The following is a 23,229-nucleotide window of genomic DNA, read 5'->3' on the forward strand; positions in this document are numbered from 1 at the left end:
AATTACTAAGTAACATATCAAATGTGGTTCTATTCACTTTCATTTTCCTCAATAAGTGATAAATGCAAATTATCAATTGGAATTCTATTACCGAAAAAATAGTCGGTTTTATCAATCAAATACCCAATCAATTGAGAGGTTCTTCTTGGGCCAATAACCTTACAGCGCCAAAAATTAATACTATCATTGTTTGATTGACGGTATTTCTTGTGTAATTTAAGGTCTTGGAAACTATATTGCAAATTTTCGATATCTTTTTTAGTAAAGTTGGTAATGCCCTTACTATTGAAAAAGAGCTGAAAGATTCCAGGTGTTACAAGGAAAAGTTTGCCTTTGACTATATGTAATTTAGCATTTGAATTATTAATAGTTAGGGTATTCCCGATAATTCCGGATTTTAGCCATTCAACAAAAATCTCTCCTGAGACAGCCTCAGTTTCCTTTGTATCATCACCCACTGTTATAGATGGGGTAGAGGCGATTTTATTTATTTCGCTTTCTTGAGATGGTTTTTTATCAGTAGAGTCTTGAGGTTCTTCTACAGGTGAAAATAAATTCATTACCAAATCAGTCATATCCGTCTCGGTTTCTGAGTTTTGGGTATTGATTTGAGTGTTTTGAGAGGATGTATTTTCAGACAAATCCGGTTTATTCAGTGCACCTGTTATTGCAGGAAGCTGCATTTCAGATTCCATAATCACTGAATTTTCTTCTTTAGTATCTTCAACTGAATTTAATTGTTCTTCATTTTCAATATCGACTCGACCTAAAAATATACCTGGTCTGTCATTAAGATTTTCCCAAGCTACTTCCGGTTTAATTCTGAGTAAAGAAAATGCTTTAGGTGGGCACCAGCCTGAATCAGCTTTAATTCGACAATGCCAAATTGCTGTACCATCATTTGTACTTTCAATAATCCCCAGCGATTGCATTTCACTAAATAATTTAGGATTGTCAGCTGGAGCTGATATGCCTTGCTCCAATAAATAAGCTCGAATTTGGTCTGCAGTGGGTTTGCTCATTAACCATAGTGCATCCTCTGTAAGCCAACCATCAGATGGGCCTTTAGGTGTATTAATTTTAAATTTATGTTGCAGTAAATGACGTAAAGCCATGAGTAGTTGTTTTGCAAATGACGTTATAGGTTTCTGAGTCAGTTTTGATACGTCTCCACCTAGTGCAAGAGTTACACTATTTTGGTCTGCTTTTTGTACTATTTCAGATAATAAACCAGCTTTATCTTTATGATCAGCCATGGCATACATTAAAGCTGAAAAAGCTTCCGGGTATTCTGCTAACCATGCAAATGCTTCTTTAGGAATTAAATAGTTTGCAAGAAAACTACCCATAACCGGGTGAAGATCATAATCTCGCCCTTTAATATATTTGAATTTATAAGGTTGAGTTGGTACTCCTAACCAAGGAAACCAACGAGAACCATCTTTTAATTGTATATCTATATCAACAATAACTTTGCCAATGTCATGAACCAATGCAGCATAAATAACAGCAGCAGTCCAAGCATCACGTTGCTTAGATTGTTCTTCCGGAGCAGCATTTTGTGGCAATACATAACTTTGTCGTAATTTAGCTGAAAATGAAAGAACTTCTAGGCCATGATCAAGCATACCACCTAAATGTGAGTGATGATGTGATTCTGAGGCAGGTAATAATTGAACCATTTCAGCGTAGCGCTCGATAGGTTTTTTATAGAGCTCATTAAACATATCTTGCGTCATTGATACTTGTTGCCAAAGTAAATTTAAGTATTTTTGGCGTAATTCAGTTTCGAGTAATTCGGATGCGGGGAAGGGAGTAATCCAGCCATCATTATCTATTTTTGATGCTGAAAAACTGAGATTTTGTAGGTTTGTTATATCAGGTTGGGAGTGTTTTTTCCCTCTGATTTTATGGAATATAGATGAAAGCATAACTTATAACCTTTTTTGTGAAAGAATATTCATTTATACATTGAACTCAATAAATAAATAATTCTAAATCGAAGATAGATATTAAAGCCATTTTGAAAGCCTTTTGGCCTTTTCAGATAAGACCTTTCCTTTGGAAAGGTTACCTTTATTACATTACCCTTAATCCCGTTAGAACCCCTTTTACCCCTTTGGATTTTGATATGTTTAGTTATTAGAGCCATTGAGAATCATTCTATATTTGAATATTTCGAAGTATAAATTTACTTTAAAGTTATCAACTAACTGAAATTACTCATAAATGAAAAAATATATTATAATAATAGTAGTTAATAAAACGAGTAAAACTACAATGACCATACCAAATTATCTACTAAATAATTTCTTATCATTTTGCGATTTATCAAGTAGAGCTAACCACTCATCTAATAAAAATTCTAGTTTCAGATTTCCAACTCCACAATTTCTGATTGATAACTATGATTTTCCTGATCTGGATTTACATATTTCAGAAGCGACTATAACTAAGATAAGCAACTTTCATGGGGTGCCAATAGATTTTCTTAAAAAACTTCCAACTATTTTTAGTGAACATGAAGAATATATCTCTTATATATTTAAGTCGAATACTCAAGAAGATAGCTCAGTTGTGTGTACGTTTGATTTTGTTGGTTCTAAGCCTATAATAATAGCAATCAAGAAAAACAAACAGATAAATACCGATGATTATGTAAATTCAATAGCTAGTATTTATGAAAAAGATAATGCTGAGGTTATATTTAAAGAATGGAAACGTAAGGGGTTGCTACTATATAAAAATCCTAAAAAAGACTTGATTTTTCCAGTTAAAGAGCCTATCATAAAGGAGAAAAGAAAGATTAGGACTCAGCAATTAGAGCAAAAGGACTAAAATTTCCATCTTGGACTTAGCAATTAGAGCGAAAGGACAAAGAAAAAGCCAGTGTTATACTGGCTTTTTCTTTTATAAATGAATTTTACTATAATCAATTCTCTCCCATTTCTTCTATACTATCGTAATCGCCATAATCAATTTGTGGTTCATTAGTATCTTCTGATAACTGTGATTCTAATATTTGTCTATCCTCATCACCTAAAAATTTCCAGTAGTTACAAATCAACTCCTTTTCGCCATATTTTTCCCATACTCCTGGATAAAAATATTCTGCTTCAACGTGACAAATTCCCCCTTCGTGGGGGTCTCTTATATTAGCTATAGATTCAGTGCTTTGAATTGTAATAATGCATGTTATATAGAGTAGATAGCGTTTCATATTTGGGGCAGTATTTGAAAATTTAACCAATTCTAAACATCCGATTTTCTAGTAAGTAGTTTTATTTAGAAAGTCTTTTAAAAATAAAAACAGATTGTCAGTGAATACGAGAGGTAAAATGCTATGATTTAGTACAGAAACTTTGATTTATGTTTTTGGACTGTCTAAAAACTTGCTTTGTTAAAGTTTTGGGACTATACTGCATGGGTAGTCTAAAAAGTTTTGAGTTTTTAATAAAGGAGTTAATTATGGACTATGATTATCAAAAAGGTTTTGAAGAAGGTTATAGAATGATTATGGGAGCATCCGCATTGCTACCTCTAGCCCCTATTCAACCATTGACACCGCTTGGAAGCACTCCATTTAGAGAGGGATTAAAAGCTGGTATAAATTTAGCTAAAAGAAATAACCAACAGTCATTTAATAACATTTTTAAATAATTTTAAGAGAGAAGATGGCATTAATAGGATTTGCTCGAGTATCAACTCAACAGCAGGATCTAAGTGAACAGATTCAAGTATTAAAAGAATACGGCTGTAAGAAAATTTTTTCAGGGAAGCATTCCGGTAAAGCTGAGAAAAATAAAGCACAATTGGATGAACTACTGGATTATGCCCGAGAGGGTGATGTTGTTGCAGTAACTAAGCTTGACCGCCTAGGAAGGAGCCTTGCTCAGTGTTTGAATACACTTGAACTATTTAAGAATAAAAATATTGGTTTTGTTGCAATACAACAAGGAATAGATACCCGAACCCAAAACAATCCTATGGGGATGGCCTTAATTCAATTGTTAGGTATTTTTGCTGAATTGGAAAGAAGTTTTATTGTCGAGCGTACTCAGGAAGGGAAGCGAACAAAACTTGCTTCAGGTCATAAAAATGCATTAGGCGGCCGCCCACCTAAAGTGACAGATAAAATACGTAAAAAGATTTATGCGGATTTTAAAGCTAGTGATTCTATTTCAACAGTAATGAAACGATATGATTTATCTAAATCAACGGTGGCGAGACTAAAAGGTATTTATAATCGAGAAATAGAAAAATAAGACATTGAACTAAAACAATAAATTAATGTCTATAAAAAAATAATTATTTATCTAACAATCATAAAAGGAGAAAATATGGCTGATTTTTTAGAATTAGAAATCGTTAAATATCTAGAAAATGAAAATGCTGAAATCGTAGGTATCGAATGGGAAAATGTTTGTATCAATGTCGATAATATTTCCCATTATAAAAAGATTAATAATACACTCAGACGAACTTCAGACATAAAAGAGAATGCGCTATTATTTATAAATGATAAGGGAAAATCAGCTTTACTGGATAGTGCGTTATCAAATTCACAGAATGGCGACGCATTTTCAAAAGAAGATTTTAATCATTTTCTTAAAAATAATATAGATATGAGTGGAATCATTTTTGATGGCAAAGCCCAACCATCTCTTGATGCTATCGAACTTTATTTTAAAGCCGGTGTAAATCCATTAGGTAAGGAATATGAAGGAAAACCGATTATTTCATCTTGCGGACAATTTGCACTCGAAGGCATAACTTTAAAATCTTAGAACAAAAAGTGCTTACCCATAGGTAAGCACTTTTTTTAGTAAAACATTGGTTCATTTTCCCAATCAATGTCAAGCGGGGGGTCTTCTACTGGGTCAGGTTCAATAACTTGATATTCTGCTTCAGTATAGGAATCTGCACTCTCCAATTTTTTGTTCCAATTCCCCAATATGTGAGCTGGTGTGTATAAATGGTAATTCACCTCATCTTTAAGGGTATTACCAATAATGACTTCTCCCGGTATATGTAAGAGTGTCATTTGTATATAACACATTAATGCTGCAGTAAAATCCAAATCTCTTGCTTGAGCCCACATTTGTTGCTGAGGGTTGAAGTCCTCTTCGCGCAAATAATTATAAGCCTCAATAATCATTACACCTGATCCACAAGTTGGCTCTTGCAATGTCAAAAAGCCACGTTTTTTTATTAAACTATGACAATCTGATAGAGTTGCTGCTGCCATAAAGTGGGCAATGTGACCAGGCGTGAAATATTGAGCTTTATATTGATCACCTAAATCCAACGACATGAACACTGATCCTAGGAAATCATAGGTTTTATGCTCCAAAGCCTCAACAATAATGTTGAAAAGGCGACTGAGAGCTTGTTTTTCATCTTCATTATAATGCCCGCCAGCTGTCTGATAACGTTGTCTCAACGATTCATCTGCTTGTGCACCATATATAATGAGATAGAATTCCAGGGCAAAGATTGTAATAAAGTCGTAAAACACTTCTGAGCGTCGATATTGTGGTGCAATCGATTTAAAAAGTGCGGTAAATTTTTTCTCGAAATCCATAGATTACTCCTAAAATAACGGGAGCAATCCCCTTTGAGGATTACTCCCCAAAGGGTGGTTTATGAGAACTCTAACAAAAAACGTTAGAATAGTTTAATAGAAGCTAAGCCGCTAATTTTGCTTCTTCATTCGATGTTAATTCGAGAGCATTTAACAAGAATTGTGTTGCTTCACGTGCTTGAGAAGATGCTCGGAAAATAGCTTTTTTATCGGCTTTTAATGCGTTAATCCAATGTTCAATATACGCTGCATTTTGTGAAATATTATTGCAAACATTCACGTGCGCACAGGTAAAGGCACTTGTGAGTTCAGCTATTAATTCTTCAAATGCATATTGTTCAGAACCAAATTTATCAAATTTAGCTACACCGTCACGATTTAATCGGTCTTTATGCCCGGTGGCATGACCGCATTCATGCAGTAGAGTTGCATAGTAGTCGTCAGCTGTATTGAATTTTTTGAAATCCGGCATCACAATGCAATCTTTTCTCGGCATATAACAAGCACGATCTTGTGCTTTGTTATATAGCTGCATACCCATTTTATTGGGTAATACATCTAAATCCGGACGAGCTTGCATTTCAGAAGATTTTTCTGGTTCAGGATATTCTTCATAGTATTTTTCTAAGCCTTCACACTGTTCAATATTAAACACGTGATGACCACGAATAAATACAGATGACTTCATTTTCGGATCACCGTTTTCATCAAGTACAATGTTTCCGCTATCGTCTTTTTCTTCAAACATATTTTGTTTATAGAAAATAATAACTGTACTTTTCTCACCAGTTCGGACTTGGCCACCTAGATGATTTGCTCCTTGAAAAGTTACCCACTTGCGTTGAGTAAAGTTTTTTCTAATAGCGCTCATCCAAAGCAGAAGTACGTTGATCCCGGAGCATTGACGACCACTTTCACCGTTGCATGGAATAGCCATTTGTGGCCATCCACTATCCCAAGGTTTTTGCCATGGCATCACACCTTGTTCTAATGCTTCGAGAATTTGGTCTGTAATTTGTTGGTATAAATCTTTGGCAGGTTGAGTTCTTTTTTTCATGGTTGTTCTCCAATAAAAAAAGGGAACAACCCCCCGAATGGGAAATTGCTCCCAGTCGGGTAAAAGAAAACCTTGAACACGCCAATGGCATGATCAAGGTTTGTTGTAAAGGTTGCAGGTATTAATTCAGTTATGAATTAACACCAATGGAATGTGTTTTTTTGCTTTGTGCTTTTTGCTCTTGTTGACGTTTTAATGATCGCATGCCAATAAAAGCAACTGTTCCCATAAAAAACAGTACAAAGACAATTGCAAAGAGGAACCCATTCCAGTTTAACGTAATATTCATACGTTACGCTCCGTCTGTCTCCATTAAGTTGTTGCAATATTTAGCTAACAACACACCACAGAACCAAGCTATTCCGCCAAATATCATAATGATAATGGCAAGAAGTAGCGGAATATTGTCATTCTGAACAAACATTGCGACAAACGCAATACCTAAGATGTAAGTGCCGATTTTACGAAAATCTTCAGAAACCAGCAGCATTGTTTTTTTGTCCCAATTGGAACTAACAAGCTTGAGTAAACGCTTAATCATGTTTACCCCCTTACACTTAACAAATCTTTACGGTTTGCGTATGGCGAAACTGTAAAGAAGTGATATTTCTGTCCGTATTGACTAGGGATATTCACCATAATACGAGTAGAAGATACATCTTTTCCTCGATTTTCCCAGGCATTTAATGCTTGAGTGCGAACTTCCTCTATTAGAGATTCTGAGTCATTATGTTTGGCTAAATAAGCTAAACAACTGTTATGTAATGTCACTTTCATAAGTTTTCTCCTACAGCAAGGGAAACCTTTACCTCTAAGGGTAAAAATTCCCCTTAGGGTTGAAAATGAATAGCTTATGCAATGTTAATGCATAAGGTAGTAAAGAGTACCCACTGTACCAACAATACCGACAATCAAAAATAAAATGCTAAATAACGTTGTTCGTTTTAACCACGTTCTTTGCACATCATCAATAATTGCCTCATATTCTTCCGCTTGGCTATCTAGCATCATTTGTAATTCGCAAAGCCGACGAGCTTCTTCGTCTTCAATGCTTTGATTGATACCAGATGTCACTTGTTTGTATTTATCGGTTGCTTTGTTTTTAGCTGCAACGAAAAAACGGCCCAAGTGTTTTCCCACACGAAATGAAAATGTTGGAGTTTCAAGAGGGTTACTTGATGGAACATCATAGTGTTCCAATTGAGTGGATGAGGACATAGTCATTCTCCTAATGTGAAATAAAAAATTCCTTGGAAAAATGACATGCCCGAAGGGAATCATTTTCCCTCGGAAGGTCTTTAAGGTGGCATTCCTACGATTGCGTAGAGTATCCTTTCAGAATGCTGGATAACATTTTGGCTATGATTCTACTTGCACTAAGGCAAGGCGTTGCTTCTCAAGAATCGTGCAACTTATAAGAGCTGTTTGCACAGCGACTTATCAAGTCCAATCATACTTAATAAGGCTGTCGAATCTCTATTAAAAATTGTTTTTTGGAAATGGAGAATTTATCTCAAAATCAAAAAGAATTTTTTATATATTCCCCCCTGTCATTTCGTTAATGTTTCAACTATCCAATTTCATCGTAAGGGATGGTTATGTCTATAAAAAAATCACTGTTTCTTTTCGGTTTGTTACCACTATCAGTGTTCGCCCAGGGGCCTAATCCCATAATTACTGTTTATTCAACACAAGATTATCCAATTCTTCACGCAGAGCTTGCAAGCCAGGTGTATTTACTTGATCAAGTTGAGCAATGGGAAAATTTGATTAGTCAGCGATTGAGTGCGAATCCTAGTGTAGCAGCTCAGCAAGCATCTCAGATTTTTCAGTCTGCTGAATGGAAACAGTCTGAAGAGCAATTAAAGCGTTCTTATCAGGGCCTTATAAGTGGTTGGCAAAATGGAATCAAGAAGGTGCCTGCAGTTTTATTTCAATATCCGGGAAAAGAGGATAGTGTCATATATGGTGAAACCAATATTGCTCAGGCATTAAGTTTATGGCAACGAGAGATTACAAAAGAGGGGACAAGATGAAATTGAAAAAAATGACATTATCCGGGCTTTGTATTGCAATTGCGTTGACCAGTATTTCAGGACAAGCTTCGGAGTCCGGTCAATCTTCTTTAAACACTGCATCGATTATGGCATCAAGCGCTTCGACAAGTTGTTTAGATTATAAGGTCGTTGGTACTTGTTTTTGGCTATTTTGTACAAAATTCGGCTGTAAAATCCGGACATCTACGAAAATAAAACACTATATTCCCGAGGTAGTGGTTTCAAGTTATAACCATCAGGCTCAAAATCCTTGGGTGGAAATGAATTTCCTTAGCAATGGGGTAAAAGGTGGAGATTATCAATCACCACACAAAGACTATACGCAAGCAACATTTAAAAATGTTGATGTAATCGGTCATCCGCAGGGAGCGATTAGTCAAATGCTTAATAGTACAGGGTATTACTGCAAAAGTCAGACAACGCCTTTTGTGCCTTATTACTTGAGTGGTTTGGACTTTTTAGCGTGGCGATTTGGTGTTCCGGAAATGGTTTATCCTGAAGCGCTTATTCCAGGTATGAGAGAAATTAGAGCAAATGGAGACACTTGGGGAAATATTTATCCACGAGCGGGTACAGTAACACAAGTTCATGACTATAAAGCTTCAGCTGTAACAGCGCATCGAGTAGCGGATGTTGTGACAAATACTTTCCAACCACATGTATATATACCGATTGCGAAAAAAGATAATCAATCGAATGGTGAGTGGTTTCCCCCTCCAGTGAAAGAAGGGGATGAAAAGACACATAAATGGCAACAGCTTCACCCGGTTACTTCACAGTCTTGTGCTATTTTCCCTGATAACCCGCCAAGTATGCTATCTGAAAATGGTAGTTATGCCTGGGCATTATGGCGCCCTTACAAGTGCTGTAAAAAACGCGGACAAACATTTTTGTATAGTATTGATTGGTCTAATTAATAAAGGAATTGAGTATGAAATTAAATCATGCACTGAAAGCATCTTATATTGCTATATCGTGCGCAATCTTATCCTCAACCATGCCAGTATCAGCTTCTAATAGTAATCCGTTTGGATTTAATAAAGCCGATTCTATTTTGTCTGATATGGTGTTTTATCAAATTGGGGGCGGTGTAGGTTATATGGCTCCCCCGAGTCGAGGTACGATTCCTGCAGCTGAATTTGGGATTGGTTGGAAAGCTAACTTGATGTGCGGTAATTTTGACATTAAGACGAGTATTAAAAATCAGTTAAATGGTTTAACTGAAGGATTTAAAGATCTTTATAGTAACGTTATCGAATCAGCCACAGGAGCTGTGGCGAGTTTACCTGCAATGGTTATTCAACGAGCAAATCCTCAGTTATACGATATTCTTACGAATGGTTTATATCAAGGTAAAATTGATTTTAATAGCTTAAAAACCAGCTGTGAAGAAATGTCTAAGAAGCTTGCAGACGCAACTTTAAATGGTCGTTGGTCTCAAAGTTCGGATATGGAATCCTTTAAAGACATTACTTCAACTGAACCAGATGCTACTCGAGCTAAAAAGAGACTTGAGGAATCTCAAGGTAAGGAAGGTAAAGAGTGGGTCGGGGGTAAAAAACGCGGTGGCCAAGGACAAGAACCAATCAAAATTGTTGAGGATGTTGCAAAAGCTGGCTACAACATGCAAAACAAGCGTAATGTATTAGAATCAGGTCGAATCTCCGGTAGTAGTTGTAGCGGATTACTTTGTCAAACTTGGGATAATCCTAAAGATATGACAGATTGGTTAACGAATGTGATCGGTGAGAAGCAATTAACTACTTGTAAAACAGATTGTGGTACTGCTAGTAGCTCTCGAGCTGGTGTTGGTTTAACACCTGAAATTGAAAAAGAAAATATTAAGACGGTAACTCAATTACAAAAAGCGCTTAACATGAGCACTCCTTCCGTTGAAGTACTTGCAGAATTAAGTTCTACAACAGTTCCTGTAACTCGTGGCTTAATTGAGTCTTTACGAGAAGATCCCGATGCTCAAGTATTAGGGCAGCGTTTAGCCAGTGAAATTGCTGTAGCTAAAACAATGGAGAAAATGCTTCTTGCACGTCGAGCTGTTTTAACGGGTATGCGTGAGCCAAATGTGGCCAACAATAAAGATGCTCAAGAAGAGTTAGAAAAGATCCTCACTTTAATTGACCGAGAAATAGGTCAAATTAGAATGGAGATTGATCTACAAAAATCACTTACCGGGAATTCCGCAGTTGCAATCCTACAAAATAAAGAGCTACGTGAATATAACACTGGAACCGGAAATGTTACACGTGACAGTGTAGATAAACGGATTAGCGATTTAGCTAATGGTACGAATAGCAATGCTGCTGAATTGGCAGATGCTGACAATATCAATATTCCTCGTAACAATGTCACTTTAGAAGTGCCTCAGATGTCAAACTCCCTGTCTTACACCGGGACTGGCGGTACATCCGGAAATAGTAGAGGTAACACTTCTTATTCATCAGTTCCAGCAATTAAAGGGACTGCACTTGATCAAGCTACAGGGTTGTTGAAAAAATTTGAAGGGTTTAGTGATAAAGCATATTGGGATGTCAATGCTTATCGCACTGGATATGGTTCAGATACTATCACAAAAGCGGATGGTACAATTGTCAAAGTAACGAAAGATACTGTAGTTAGTCGCGCTGACGCAGAGCGTGATTTAGCACGTCGAACACAAGAATTTGCAAATAGAGCGAGAAATAACGTATCATCTTCAACATGGGATAAGTTACCGCCAAATGCCCAAGCCGCATTAACATCTTATGCCTATAACTATGGCTCATTAACAAAAGATGTGATTGCTGCAGCCCAGGCATCTGCGCAATCAGGCGATATGAACGCACTAGCAAATGCAGTAAGAAATCGTCAAAACAATAATAATGGTGTAAATGCTAAACGTCGTAACCAAGAAGCAGATTACATTTTAGGAAAATAAATAAAGGATATTTTTATGAAAAAATTACTCACTATTGGAGCGGTAGCTATGTTTGCAACGCCAGCTTTTGCAGCTAATAATATTTTTTCTTGTACAGCAGAGAACGGAAGCCCGGTGTCTGTAACAAAAAATGGTTCAGATTATGAATTCACTTATGGCCAGGTTTCTTTTAAAAATCCGGTAAAACAAGTTTTTGCTAATCAGGATTCTTATGTAGCTACTGGTTCAGGATTTATTACTAGCTCATTAGAAATGAGAAATAATGGCACAAGTTACACGATTCAATTTGTGCAACCACACAATAGTAACAGTATTGAAGAGCCAATGCTTTATATCACCAATGGCAGTAAAATGGATACGGTGAGCTGTAAAGCGGGTAGTGCAACTCAAAACTTTGAACGTCGCAGTATGAAAGCTTCATAAGCGTAAATAGAGATAAAATAAGCGGGATTTTCCCGCTTATTTTTTTAGTGGTATTCACTATTTTTAAAGATTTGTATTAAATTATTTAAAATCTCCTGTTCACATTCATTTCCGTTAATGATGTTCAGTTCATCATCAAGATGAGTAAGCATTTCATCAATTCCTAATTCATTCATTGCTATTTCATTTAAACTAATAAGCCATTCTTTAAAACGAGCTTTCATATCTCCTCCTGGTACGGTTTATTTTTATATTGCAGTGTTAAGGTACATTGAGGGGATAGATAAATCAGTAAAATTAGGGGTCTGACGCTCAGTGGAACGAAAACTCACGTTAAGGGATTTTGGTCATGAGATTATCAAAAAGGATCTTCACCTAGATCCTTTTAAATTAAAAATGAAGTTTTAAATCAATCTAAAGTATATATGAGTAAACTTGGTCTGACAGTTACCAATGCTTAATCAGTGAGGCACCTATCTCAGCGATCTGTCTATTTCGTTCATCCATAGTTGCCTGACTCCCCGTCGTGTAGATAACTACGATACGGGAGGGCTTACCATCTGGCCCCAGTGCTGCAATGATACCGCGAGACCCACGCTCACCGGCTCCAGATTTATCAGCAATAAACCAGCCAGCCGGAAGGGCCGAGCGCAGAAGTGGTCCTGCAACTTTATCCGCCTCCATCCAGTCTATTAATTGTTGCCGGGAAGCTAGAGTAAGTAGTTCGCCAGTTAATAGTTTGCGCAACGTTGTTGCCATTGCTGCAGGCATCGTGGTGTCACGCTCGTCGTTTGGTATGGCTTCATTCAGCTCCGGTTCCCAACGATCAAGGCGAGTTACATGATCCCCCATGTTGTGCAAAAAAGCGGTTAGCTCCTTCGGTCCTCCGATCGTTGTCAGAAGTAAGTTGGCAGCAGTGTTATCACTCATGGTTATGGCAGCACTGCATAATTCTCTTACTGTCATGCCATCCGTAAGATGCTTTTCTGTGACTGGTGAGTACTCAACCAAGTCATTCTGAGAATAGTGTATGCGGCGACCGAGTTGCTCTTGCCCGGCGTCAACACGGGATAATACCGCACCACATAGCAGAACTTTAAAAGTGCTCATCATTGGAAAACGTTCTTCGGGGCGAAAACTCTCAAGGATCTTACCGCTGTTGAGATCCAGTTCGATGTAACCCACTCGTGCACCCAACTGATCTTCAGCATCTTTTACTTTCACCAGCGTTTCTGGGTGAGCAAAAACAGGAAGGCAAAATGCCGCAAAAAAGGGAATAAGGGCGACACGAAAATGTTGAATACTCATACTCTTCCTTTTTCAATATTATTGAAACATTTACCAGGGTTATTGTATCATGAGGCCCTTTCGTCTTCAAGAATTTTATAAACCGTGGAGCGGGCAATACTGAGCTGATGAGCAATTTCCGTTGCACCAGTGCCCTTCTGATGAAGCGTCAGCACGACGTTCCTGTCCACGGTACGCCTGCGGCCAAATTTGATTCCTTTCAGCTTTGCTTCCTGTCGGCCCTCATTCGTGCGTTCTAGGATCCTCCGGCGTTCAGCCTGTGCCACAGCCGACAGGATGGTGACCACCATTTGCCCCATATCACCGTCGGTACTGATCCCGTCATCAATGAACCGGACTGCCACGCCCTGAGCGTCAAATTCCTTTATCAGTTGGATCATATCGGCAGTGTCGCGGCCAAGACGGTCGAGCTTCTTAACCAGAATGACATCACCTTCCTCCACCTTCATCCTCAGCAAATCCAGCCCTTCCCGGTCTGTTGAACTGCCGGATGCCTTATCGGTAAATATACGGTTTGCTTTCACACCTGCGTCTTTGAGTGCTCTGACCTGAAGATCAAGAGACTGCTGACTGGTTGAGACCCGAGCGTAACCAAAAAGTCGCATAAAAATGTACCTTAAATCGAATATCGGACAACTCATGTCTATTATTACAAATTTACGATTTAATAGACATATTAATGTAACAGTTTTACGATGTCCGATAATTTATAACATTTCGTACGGTTGGAAAAATGTTACTAAATGCCCGTCAGGCAGGGAGGCCGATATGCCCGTTGACTTTCTGACCACTGAGCAGACTGAAAGCTATGGCAGATTCACCGGTGAACCGGATGAGCTTCAGCTGGCACGATATTTTCACCTTGATGAAGCAGACAAGGAATTTATCGGAAAAAGCAGAGGTGATCACAACCGTCTGGGCATTGCCCTGCAAATTGGATGTGTCCGTTTTCTGGGCACCTTCCTCACCGATATGAATCATATTCCTTCCGGCGTCCGGCATTTTACCGCCAGACAGCTCGGGATTCGTGATATCACCGTTCTTGCAGAATACGGTCAGAGGGAAAATACCCGCCGTGAGCATGCAGCGCTGATACGTCAGCACTATCAGTATCGTGAATTTGCCTGGCCCTGGACATTTCGCCTTACCCGTCTTTTATATACCCGGAGCTGGATAAGCAACGAACGTCCTGGCCTGCTTTTCGATCTGGCGACAGGGTGGCTTATGCAACATCGTATTATTCTCCCCGGAGCCACTACGCTGACCCGGTTGATTTCAGAGGTAAGGGAAAAGGCGACGTTGCGCCTGTGGAACAAACTGGCACTGATACCGTCAGCCGAACAGCGTTCACAGCTGGAGATGCTGCTGGGGCCAACTGATTGCAGCCGCCTGTCTTTACTGGAATCACTGAAAAAGGGCCCTGTGACCATCAGTGGTCCGGCGTTTAATGAAGCAATTGAACGCTGGAAAACTCTGAACGATTTTGGCCTGCATGCTGAAAACCTGAGTACACTCCCGGCTGTGCGCCTGAAAAATCTCGCACGTTATGCTGGTATGACTTCGGTGTTCAATATTGCCAGGATGTCACCGCAGAAAAGGATGGCGGTTCTGGTTGCCTTTGTCCTTGCATGGGAAACGCTGGCGCTGGATGATGCATTGGACGTTCTGGACGCCATGCTGGCCGTTATCATCCGTGACGCCAGAAAGATTGGGCAGAAAAAACGGCTCCGCTCGCTGAAGGATCTGGATAAATCTGCATTGGCGCTCGCCAGCGCATGTTCGTACCTGCTGAAAGAAGAAACACCGGACGAATCGATTCGTGCTGAGGTGTTCAGCTACATCCCAAGGCAAAAGCTGGCTGAAATCATCACGCTTGTCCGTGAAATTGCCCGGCCCTCAGACGATAATTTTCATGAAGAAATGGTGGAGCAGTACGGGCGCGTTCGTCGTTTCCTGCCCCATCTGCTGAATACCGTTAAATTTTCATCCGCACCTGCCGGGGTTACCACTCTGAATGCCTGTGACTACCTCAGCCGGGAGTTCAGCTCACGGCGGCAGTTTTTTGACGACGCACCAACGGAAATTATCAGTCGGTCATGGAAACGGCTGGTGATTAACAAGGAAAAACATATCACCCGCAGGGGATACACGCTCTGCTTTCTCAGTAAACTGCAGGATAGTCTGAGGCGGAGGGATGTCTACGTTACCGGCAGTAACCGGTGGGGAGATCCTCGTGCAAGATTACTACAGGGTGCTGACTGGCAGGCAAACCGGATTAAGGTTTATCGTTCTTTGGGGCACCCGACAGACCCGCAGGAAGCAATAAAATCTCTGGGTCATCAGCTTGATAGTCGTTACAGACAGGTTGCTGCACGTCTTTGCGAAAATGAGGCTGTCGAACTCGATGTTTCTGGCCCGAAGCCCCGGTTGACAATTTCTCCCCTCGCCAGTCTTGATGAGCCGGACAGTCTGAAACGACTGAGCAAAATGATCAGTGATCTACTCCCTCCGGTGGATTTAACGGAGTTGCTGCTCGAAATTAACGCCCATACCGGATTTGCTGATGAGTTTTTCCATGCTAGTGAAGCCAGTGCCAGAGTTGATGATCTGCCCGTCAGCATCAGCGCCGTGCTGATGGCTGAAGCCTGCAATATCGGTCTGGAACCACTGATCAGATCAAATGTTCCTGCACTGACCCGACACCGGCTGAACTGGACAAAAGCGAACTATCTGCGGGCTGAAACTATCACCAGCGCTAATGCCAGACTGGTTGATTTTCAGGCAACGCTGCCACTGGCACAGATATGGGGTGGAGGAGAAGTGGCATCTGCAGATGGAATGCGCTTTGTTACGCCAGTCAGAACAATCAATGCCGGACCGAACCGCAAATACTTTGGTAATAACAGAGGGATCACCTGGTACAACTTTGTGTCCGATCAGTATTCCGGCTTTCATGGCATCGTTATACCGGGGACGCTGAGGGACTCTATCTTTGTGCTGGAAGGTCTTCTGGAACAGGAGACCGGGCTGAATCCAACCGAAATTATGACCGATACAGCAGGTGCCAGCGAACTTGTCTTTGGCCTTTTCTGGCTGCTGGGATACCAGTTTTCTCCACGCCTGGCTGATGCCGGTGCTTCGGTTTTCTGGCGAATGGACCATGATGCCGACTATGGCGTGCTGAATGATATTGCCAGAGGGCAATCAGATCCCCGAAAAATAGTCCTTCAGTGGGACGAAATGATCCGGACCGCTGGCTCCCTGAAGCTGGGCAAAGTACAGGTTTCAGTGCTGGTCCGTTCATTGCTGAAAAGTGAACGTCCTTCCGGACTGACTCAGGCAATCATTGAAGTGGGGCGCATCAACAAAACGCTGTATCTGCTTAATTATATTGATGATGAAGATTACCGCCGGCGCATTCTGACCCAGCTTAATCGGGGAGAAAGTCGCCATGCCGTTGCCAGAGCCATCTGTCACGGTCAAAAAGGTGAGATAAGAAAACGATATACCGACGGTCAGGAAGATCAACTGGGCACACTGGGGCTGGTCACTAACGCCGTCGTGTTATGGAACACTATTTATATGCAGGCAGCCCTGGATCATCTCCGGGCGCAGGGTGAAACACTGAATGATGAAGATATCGCACGCCTCTCCCCGCTTTGCCACGGACATATCAATATGCTCGGCCATTATTCCTTCACGCTGGCAGAACTGGTGACCAAAGGACATCTGAGACCATTAAAAGAGGCGTCAGAGGCAGAAAACGTTGCTTAACGTGAGTTTTCGTTCCACTGAGCGTCAGACCCCAATTAGTAAAATTTGCGACGTGGATCGCAAAAATCACATTTTTCCTGCTTAAAACGAGGTTTTAATAAAAGAATAATAAGAGTACAATGAGAGTAAGTCAGAGTATTTTAATAGGAGAGAGAATATGGACGCTCAAAAGTTTGGCCATACTGTCGGACAATTTTTTAAGAAAATTGACCGCACTTTGTCATTTCTCCCAGGAAAGCCTCGTAAAGCTGTTGTGACAGCTGCTGCTCTTGCTGCGAGTCCAATTTTGGCCGGAGTTATAATTTCCAAAACCAAGCCTTCTAAAAACATTGAATATTTAGATGAAGAGCCAGTAAGTGATACATCTTTGTTGTCAGAATTACTTGCAAATGATGATTCATCAGAAGAAGGAAAGTGGGATTATGGTTTTCAGGGGTTTGGCTATTATATTAACGGAGTAAAAGTTTACGGAGATGATGACGATTAATTATTTTCGTAAATAAAAAAGTCCATCTGTCTAACAGATGGACTTTTTTTATACGTTATATTTTTTTACTAATTTTATCTCCAAATTGCCCCCCTGATTTTTGGGATGATTCAGTTCCTTTCGCAATGGCAGCGCTAAGCTCGCCACCCACTCGAATTCCAGCCCAGGTCATTGCTCCAAACCATAAACCAGGTAAAATTATAAATAAACTCCCCATCACAAAGTTAGAAATAATGTCATCTTCTGCATTTTCTAAAAAGTGGATGTTTAGCATATTATGAGATGGAGAACTATACATAATTTCTATTAGGTATGAATCAAGCCATCTTGCTAACTCCCACCAAAATGTGGTTGTAATGAGTGCAAAATATACGAAGCTTAATGTCATTACAGTTTTAATAGCAAAGCCACTTAAAATCGTAATAATTGGAATTAAAATAATTACAGCCATAATCATAAAGGCTTGAACCATTGGTAGGGCTTGTCGCATTGCATCTAGGCCTGGGAATATAGCCAAACTTCCAACAGCCGTTCCTACAGTTGAGGTGAGTCGAGTAACCGCATTCCAAAATCCAGCATCCACGCTACCACCGTAACCTTGATACATTTTCCCTTTTGAAACATCTATGTTTTCAGAGCGTAAAAGTGTTCTCAATAAAGCTTCATCTTGGTTGTCGATAGAGTTAAAGAAATCACTCACCTGGGCAGATAAGTTTTGACGCATATCTGTAAGTAAGCGAGATTTTAATCCAGCTCCACTTTCATCCCACCATTGATCACAACTTGGGAAACCACCTTTTCCCGAATTAGGTAATGCCGCATCTCGATTTGCATCATAAGGGAACGTGCTAATAGGTTGCTGAGCCCTAAAACGAGGGTAGAGCTCGCTGTTATTAATAAGCAATTTACCACCTAACCAGGATGTTTCGCGGATTTGTGCCGGACTCAAGGCAAGTTGGCTTGTTTGTAATTTTTGACGAGCCGGGATATAGCATTGTTGCACAAATTGCTGCACTTCAGTTAATAATGCTGGGTTAGTGATTTTTTGATGTTGCACTTCAAATCTAACCTGACGTAAATCACGCTGGCAAGGCAATACTGCAGTCATACCATAAGTTAGACCTTTATCCACTTTGTGCATCAACATCCACCAAATAGGAATTCGGGCTTGTCTGTCTCCAAATGTTGTCGTAAATGGCGCATAGCCTGATTTATCCGGGGAAGCAGGAACTTTATAGCCACATTGAATAGATGAACGTTCATTGTATTCAAGGTTATTCAATGATACCGGGATAAGAGGGGCTAATGTCAAAACAACGATAAGCATTGCTGGAAGGAGTTCGATTGTGAGCCAGCGGATTAATAAATCCCCTTTCTCACCTTCATCATCCCCTTGTTTAGCTACGTCACGCCAAATTTTAAAGATCATTCCGATAAGCGGAAGAAGCCATAACCCTGTTCCAACAAATAACGCAAAAACTCCGTTATTAAGCAACCAACCAAGTAGAGTCAGGAAATATTCAAGATAACTGTCAACTGAGAATGTCATATTTCCCCCTAAGCTAAAGTAATCTGTGTAATCGCTTCAGCAAAAATTAAAATCATCGCAATTAACCATTTTGCTTTTGCCGGCATAGAAGATGGTTGGCGACGAGAAATGGAATAGACCATCAACATAATCGCACCATATAGTAATAATCGTACTGCAAACCATATCCACTGCGTTTTAATAAACCAAGCACGAATATCAACATTCTGAAGATATTGAGTTGCAAAGATGCCAATTGCAGTAAGGGCTAAAAATAAAAATAAAAGGATAGCAATAAAACGGAGTACATTTTTAAGCCATCCTCTTGATTGTGGCTTTTTACCTTGAGACATCAGGACTCCTTATTCATTACCCACAGTCTTATCCCCAAAAACTGGGGATAAGTCAGCAGGGGATTCCCAAATTGCAGCTAATTTCCAAAGCAAATATTGAATTAACCAATATGCATCAACGTGATCGGTTAATTCCACATTAAGTCTAGCTGGCCAGTTTTCGGAAGAAAACACAGGTAATTGGAAACGCCCGGAGATATTAAATAATAAATGCACTTCACCTTTATCTCCTTTAGCGTGTACTTTCCAACTTGATTGAGTAAATACACGCTGAGGAAATGCGCTTAATTGGCAGTTTGAACCAATTTTTGTCTTAATTTTTGCAATGAAATGCAGCACGTAGGCTTTCACCTCATCAGAGGTAAAAGCAAGTGATTGGATGCGAGGCCCAATGTCAAAAATACGATGAAAAGTCATATTAGGATTAGGCTGCGATTGAGTTAAGTTCGTCATTGACTGCAATCCCCCGTTTTTTGTCTAAGTCTTTAGCAACCATCAATGCCGCATCTAACTCAGTACAGTTATGTTCCATCATTAATTGTTTACGTTGTGCTTTCTCGTGTTTTTCAGTCATCCCTAGTGCTAAGTAAAGACTAGGTGGAACAACACGGAATAAGGCTTCCATATTGGTTGCGAGCACCACACCTTCAGTATATTTCTTATCTGCTTTTTTCGCAGATAACAACATCATTTTCTGAGCTTCGGATAAACGACGGAAACGGTTTACCTGTTCGACTTCATCATTAGAAAGGTTAAGTAATTCCCACCATTCAACCATGCTGAGTAATTTATCAGATTCATCAGGGAAGTCAGCCATATTCTGTGTAGCTAACCATAACCAAATACCCAATTTACGCCACATTTTAGAACCTTTAACCAGGAACTTAGCTAGAAGTGGATTTACGGTAATGATATGCGACTCATCCGTAATGTTCACGATAGGGCGGAAACTGTGTTGATATTTTTCACCTAAGGAGTTGATATGGTTAATTAGGGAAATATACGAAATCGCTAATTCTGCTTCATAACCATCACGTGCAAACATCGCCAAATCGACAAGTGTAATATCAGCCTCTGGCCAAATTTCCCCTTCACGGTTAAAGAATCGACCATTTACCCCGGTACAGAAAATATCCATTGCTTCGGCCATATCAGCAAGGCGAGATGCGCGCTCAGGACGAATATCCGGGCGACGGCTTAATTCCTCAAGTGCGGCTTTTACATCCCCGGTTAAAACTTGACGAGGTGGGGTCTCTTGTGAAGTTTTCTCTGCAGCTAATAAAATAGCCTGGCGAATAGCCGAGCGGTCAGCACGGCTCATTTTCTCATCTTCCTTCGCTTCTCCCCCGGTGATCATTAAGCGAGCGGTTAATTCCATTTCCGCAAGTAAGTCTCGTTGTTCCTCGCCTTCATCTTCATTATCGTCATCATCTTGAACTTCAAGATCGATATCCATTTCCAATAAACGATGCGCTTCAGAGAAGAGCGGTAAAGCGATGTTACTACTTGGCTCAAGAGATACCCGGTTAACCGTTAAACCGTAACGCTCCGCATAATCTGAAAACAATCCAAAAGAGTTACCTGCTTCTACAATAAACAAGCGAGGACGGTGCACAGCCATCAGTTGCGCCATTTGTGCGGTTAATGTTGCCGATTTACCTGAACCTGTAGGGCCTAAAATGAGCTTATGCGCATTTTTAGTCCGGTCTTTAGGGTTTAGTGGGTCAAAATCTAATGGGCTTCCACCGCGGTTAAAATAGGTGATTCCTGGGTGTCCCGTTCCTGTCTCACGGCCAAATACAGGTAACATATTCGCAATGTGTTGCACCCAATAATATTTGGTATAAAAACGAGATTTTGCATCTAATTGAGGATTAAAATTCATCGGTAGCCAGCGTAAATAGCTATTAAGAGGCGCAACTTCGTTGCCTTCTTTTACCGGCACTAAATTATTACTGAGTAAAACCGTTCTTAATTCTCTTGAGCGAATGCGTAGCTCTTGATCGTCTTTCCCTCTTACATAGAAAACCATGCCAGCTTGATAAAGCTTGTGTCCGTCTTTTAAATATTCAGTTACTGTGAGGGCATCTTGTTTTAAATAGATAGACTCATAGTTATTACCGACAGCTCGACTACTTAATTTGTCTAAATGCGCCTGTAATTTATCTTGAGGATGAATGACTACAGTGATAGCCATAATGGTTGATTCCGGCAATAAATCAAATAGTGCATTAATATTACGACCTCGAGTGACTTCGCCTGTCATGTGGCCAACATCTGGCTGCTTACGAATATTATCAACTACAATGACTTCGTGAGGTTGCTCATTAAAATACCAATAGCCATTTTTACTTTCCGGTGGCGTAAAAAAGAGATTTTCACTAAAATCTTGGTCTTGTAATGGTAGAGCAGAGTCATCCTTAGAGAGTGATAAAAGATCATAGCAAGCTTTATCATCGAGTCCGTTAAAATAGCGTGATGGATTTGGATTAAACCATTCTAATAACCAACGATGAATTTGAGTTTCATTTTGGCGTTCCATGGTTAATCCTGCTGTGATAAAAGCACTTTGAACACGATCACAAGCTGTATTTAATTTCTCGATTGTATCTGTCTCATTATTTCCAGCATAACGATAAATAACCATGCGTGTTTTACGCACTTTTCCAGCCCATGCCGTATTTGTTACCCGGTCATCAACAAAAAGCCCACCTGGTTTACCTACTGCTTTTAAGTGACGCTCCATTTCACCAAGCCACTGTTCTGTAAACTCACTACCGCTCGCTTCAGGTGAAGTGGTTTTAATGTACTGTCTCAGATTCTCAACATAACCGCTTAAATCCTTGTCATCCTGGCAATAGAATTGTACAACGTAAGGATTGGTATCAAGTTCATCGAAACTATCCTGTAAGGCATCTTTAACCAATGTGCGAACGCGATTAAGATAGTCGCTGCTTCTTCCCTCAGTTCCTATAGGCTTAATATCAAATACCGCACCTGCACTTTTAGCATCATCAAAAAGCATTACGCCTTCTTCTTCCAAATATTCCGCATAAGGAAGATTGGAGATAAAAGAGGGATCGCGCCCATAAAGCATTTTAACATGTTGCTCTCTGGTCATTTTTCTATTACGCATAACAGGAGTGATTTCAATCGTCTCTTCTACGTTATTGGTATCATCCTGCTGTGCTTCTTCCGGTGCAATGGATGTTAGGATAGGTTCCTTTTTAGGTTGAGGCTTATCACCCTTTTTAGCAGGGAAGAAAGCCTCTAACACGTCTTGGAATAATGCCATCGTTTCTTACCTCATCTAGTACATTCTTGTACGCTCACCCGGTTGGGCATATTGCACACGTCCATAAAATGGAATTACTGAAGAATAACCTGGTACAGGCATTTGCTCTGAGGAATCAGTTAAGTGCGGATAAACATACATCACTAAATCAGGGTTTGGTAAACGAGGGAAAAGGTTTTTCACCTCGTTTTCTGCTGTACGGGTATAAGTTTGTTGTTCACGAGATGAAACGTAATTTGGTGCATCAATAAGACGGCCATTCGGTGTCCGATAAGATGTAATATTGCTATCATTACCACCTTTATTCCAAATATCTTTCATCGTTGCATCGCCTGTTGGCAATAAATCACCTTGAGAAGTTGAGCAGCCAGTCAAAACACTACTTGCGGCTAAAATCACGCCCATCATCATTAAAACTTTCATTATTGCTC

At 40.0% G+C, this 23,229-nt stretch carries 26 protein-coding genes; 10 read left to right on the forward strand and 16 right to left on the reverse strand.

Translation table 11 applies throughout. The features are described from left to right. Positions 1 to 29: 29 nt before the first annotated feature. On the reverse strand, positions 30 to 1,931 hold the full coding sequence (mobH, locus tag INP93_RS05330) for a MobH family relaxase (RefSeq protein ID WP_049380302.1): 1,902 nt from the start codon (positions 1,929 to 1,931) through the stop codon (positions 30 to 32). 298 nt (positions 1,932 to 2,229) lie between these two features. On the opposite strand from mobH, the gene INP93_RS05335 reads away from it, so the two are divergent. After that, positions 2,230 to 2,838, forward strand: a complete 609-nt coding sequence (locus INP93_RS05335; RefSeq protein ID WP_076090446.1) for a MuF-C-terminal domain-containing protein — start codon at positions 2,230 to 2,232, stop codon at positions 2,836 to 2,838. Between the two features lie 94 nt (positions 2,839 to 2,932). On the opposite strand, the gene INP93_RS05340 is transcribed toward INP93_RS05335, so the two are convergent. Continuing rightward, positions 2,933 to 3,220 carry a hypothetical protein gene (locus INP93_RS05340; protein WP_032821675.1) on the reverse strand — a complete coding sequence of 96 codons (288 nt, stop codon included), beginning with the start codon at positions 3,218 to 3,220 and terminating at the stop codon, positions 2,933 to 2,935. Between the two features lie 248 nt (positions 3,221 to 3,468). Here INP93_RS05340 and INP93_RS05345 point away from each other — a divergent pair, with 248 nt between their 5' ends. The 3 genes from INP93_RS05345 (at position 3,469) to INP93_RS05355 (ending at position 4,787) form a co-directional block, all read left to right on the forward strand. After that, positions 3,469 to 3,660: a hypothetical protein gene (locus INP93_RS05345; protein WP_005653495.1), complete on the forward strand. Its 192-nt coding sequence runs from the start codon at positions 3,469 to 3,471 to the stop codon at positions 3,658 to 3,660. 14 nt (positions 3,661 to 3,674) lie between these two features. After that, positions 3,675 to 4,265 carry a recombinase family protein gene (locus INP93_RS05350; protein ID WP_105891673.1) on the forward strand — a complete coding sequence of 197 codons (591 nt, stop codon included), beginning with the start codon at positions 3,675 to 3,677 and terminating at the stop codon, positions 4,263 to 4,265. Between the two features lie 75 nt (positions 4,266 to 4,340). Continuing rightward, positions 4,341 to 4,787 carry a hypothetical protein gene (locus INP93_RS05355; RefSeq protein ID WP_105891672.1) on the forward strand — a complete coding sequence of 149 codons (447 nt, stop codon included), beginning with the start codon at positions 4,341 to 4,343 and terminating at the stop codon, positions 4,785 to 4,787. Between the two features lie 35 nt (positions 4,788 to 4,822). Here INP93_RS05355 and INP93_RS05360 read toward each other — a convergent pair whose 3' ends face one another. The 6 genes from INP93_RS05360 to INP93_RS05385 form a co-directional block, all read right to left on the reverse strand. Further along, positions 4,823 to 5,584, reverse strand: a complete 762-nt coding sequence (locus INP93_RS05360; protein ID WP_197544354.1) for an N-6 DNA methylase — start codon at positions 5,582 to 5,584, stop codon at positions 4,823 to 4,825. A 103-nt stretch (positions 5,585 to 5,687) separates the two neighbouring features. Continuing rightward, the gene (locus tag INP93_RS05365; RefSeq protein ID WP_197544355.1) at positions 5,688 to 6,641 is read right to left on the reverse strand and encodes an ArdC family protein; all 954 of its coding nucleotides are present in this window, start codon (positions 6,639 to 6,641) and stop codon (positions 5,688 to 5,690) included. A 130-nt stretch (positions 6,642 to 6,771) separates the two neighbouring features. Next, a complete protein-coding gene (locus tag INP93_RS05370) occupies positions 6,772 to 6,930 on the reverse strand; it encodes a hypothetical protein (protein ID WP_181144606.1) in 159 nt (52 codons plus the stop codon). Between the two features lie 3 nt (positions 6,931 to 6,933). After that, positions 6,934 to 7,182 (reverse strand): hypothetical protein, encoded by a 249-nt coding sequence (locus INP93_RS05375; protein ID WP_005687602.1) that lies wholly within the window; start codon positions 7,180 to 7,182, stop codon positions 6,934 to 6,936. Positions 7,183 to 7,184: 2 nt separating this feature from the next. Beyond that, complete coding sequence (locus INP93_RS05380) at positions 7,185 to 7,418, reverse strand: hypothetical protein (RefSeq protein ID WP_005653503.1); 234 nt, start codon at positions 7,416 to 7,418, stop codon at positions 7,185 to 7,187. 84 nt (positions 7,419 to 7,502) lie between these two features. Continuing rightward, positions 7,503 to 7,859: a hypothetical protein gene (locus INP93_RS05385; protein WP_005653504.1), complete on the reverse strand. Its 357-nt coding sequence runs from the start codon at positions 7,857 to 7,859 to the stop codon at positions 7,503 to 7,505. Positions 7,860 to 8,239: 380 nt separating this feature from the next. On the opposite strand from INP93_RS05385, the gene INP93_RS05390 reads away from it, so the two are divergent. Genes INP93_RS05390 through INP93_RS05405 form a run of 4 tightly spaced genes read left to right on the forward strand, consistent with a single transcriptional unit; the run spans position 8,240 to position 12,053 of the window. Beyond that, complete coding sequence (locus INP93_RS05390; RefSeq protein WP_005687600.1) at positions 8,240 to 8,677, forward strand: TIGR03757 family integrating conjugative element protein; 438 nt, start codon at positions 8,240 to 8,242, stop codon at positions 8,675 to 8,677. Beyond that, a complete protein-coding gene (locus INP93_RS05395) occupies positions 8,674 to 9,615 on the forward strand; it encodes a TIGR03756 family integrating conjugative element protein (RefSeq protein WP_011271853.1) in 942 nt (313 codons plus the stop codon). The genes INP93_RS05390 and INP93_RS05395 overlap by 4 nt, the downstream gene beginning before the upstream one ends. 14 nt (positions 9,616 to 9,629) lie before the next feature. Then, entirely contained in the window at positions 9,630 to 11,630 is a 2,001-nt protein-coding gene (locus INP93_RS05400) for an integrating conjugative element protein (protein ID WP_005687597.1), read from the forward strand. 15 nt (positions 11,631 to 11,645) lie between these two features. Beyond that, entirely contained in the window at positions 11,646 to 12,053 is a 408-nt protein-coding gene (locus INP93_RS05405) for a hypothetical protein (protein ID WP_005667853.1), read from the forward strand. Positions 12,054 to 12,097: 44 nt separating this feature from the next. Here INP93_RS05405 and INP93_RS05410 read toward each other — a convergent pair whose 3' ends face one another. From INP93_RS05410 to INP93_RS05420, 3 genes are all read right to left on the reverse strand, one after another. Continuing rightward, on the reverse strand, positions 12,098 to 12,277 hold the full coding sequence (locus INP93_RS05410; protein WP_005667851.1) for a hypothetical protein: 180 nt from the start codon (positions 12,275 to 12,277) through the stop codon (positions 12,098 to 12,100). Positions 12,278 to 12,500: 223 nt separating this feature from the next. Beyond that, positions 12,501 to 13,361: a broad-spectrum class A beta-lactamase TEM-1 gene (locus INP93_RS05415; protein ID WP_000027057.1), complete on the reverse strand. Its 861-nt coding sequence runs from the start codon at positions 13,359 to 13,361 to the stop codon at positions 12,501 to 12,503. Between the two features lie 47 nt (positions 13,362 to 13,408). Further along, positions 13,409 to 13,966 carry a recombinase family protein gene (locus INP93_RS05420; protein ID WP_001235713.1) on the reverse strand — a complete coding sequence of 186 codons (558 nt, stop codon included), beginning with the start codon at positions 13,964 to 13,966 and terminating at the stop codon, positions 13,409 to 13,411. A gap of 163 nt (positions 13,967 to 14,129) precedes the next feature. Here INP93_RS05420 and INP93_RS05425 point away from each other — a divergent pair, with 163 nt between their 5' ends. Both INP93_RS05425 and INP93_RS05430 read left to right on the forward strand, forming a co-directional pair. Continuing rightward, a complete protein-coding gene (locus INP93_RS05425; protein ID WP_001143760.1) occupies positions 14,130 to 17,135 on the forward strand; it encodes a Tn3-like element Tn3 family transposase in 3,006 nt (1,001 codons plus the stop codon). 157 nt (positions 17,136 to 17,292) lie between these two features. After that, positions 17,293 to 17,622 (forward strand): hypothetical protein, encoded by a 330-nt coding sequence (locus INP93_RS05430; RefSeq protein ID WP_005667844.1) that lies wholly within the window; start codon positions 17,293 to 17,295, stop codon positions 17,620 to 17,622. A 55-nt stretch (positions 17,623 to 17,677) separates the two neighbouring features. On the opposite strand, the gene INP93_RS05435 is transcribed toward INP93_RS05430, so the two are convergent. The 5 genes from INP93_RS05435 to INP93_RS05455 are packed head-to-tail and all read right to left on the reverse strand — an operon-like array spanning position 17,678 to position 23,221. After that, complete coding sequence (locus tag INP93_RS05435) at positions 17,678 to 19,171, reverse strand: conjugal transfer protein TraG N-terminal domain-containing protein (protein ID WP_011271852.1); 1,494 nt, start codon at positions 19,169 to 19,171, stop codon at positions 17,678 to 17,680. Positions 19,172 to 19,179: 8 nt separating this feature from the next. Then, entirely contained in the window at positions 19,180 to 19,503 is a 324-nt protein-coding gene (locus tag INP93_RS05440; RefSeq protein ID WP_011271851.1) for a hypothetical protein, read from the reverse strand. Between the two features lie 9 nt (positions 19,504 to 19,512). Further along, complete coding sequence (locus INP93_RS05445) at positions 19,513 to 19,956, reverse strand: hypothetical protein (protein ID WP_005687593.1); 444 nt, start codon at positions 19,954 to 19,956, stop codon at positions 19,513 to 19,515. After that, positions 19,928 to 22,798, reverse strand: coding sequence for a conjugative transfer ATPase (locus INP93_RS05450; protein ID WP_049370063.1), 2,871 nt, complete (start codon positions 22,796 to 22,798; stop codon positions 19,928 to 19,930). Before INP93_RS05450 ends, INP93_RS05445 begins: the two co-directional genes overlap by 29 nt. Positions 22,799 to 22,813: 15 nt before the next feature. Beyond that, positions 22,814 to 23,221 carry a TIGR03751 family conjugal transfer lipoprotein gene (locus tag INP93_RS05455; protein WP_005653518.1) on the reverse strand — a complete coding sequence of 136 codons (408 nt, stop codon included), beginning with the start codon at positions 23,219 to 23,221 and terminating at the stop codon, positions 22,814 to 22,816. Positions 23,222 to 23,229: the final 8 nt, after the last annotated feature.

Source organism: Haemophilus parainfluenzae, assembly GCF_014931415.1.
In the GTDB taxonomy this organism is placed as follows: Bacteria; Pseudomonadota; Gammaproteobacteria; order Enterobacterales; family Pasteurellaceae; genus Haemophilus_D; species Haemophilus_D parainfluenzae_AF.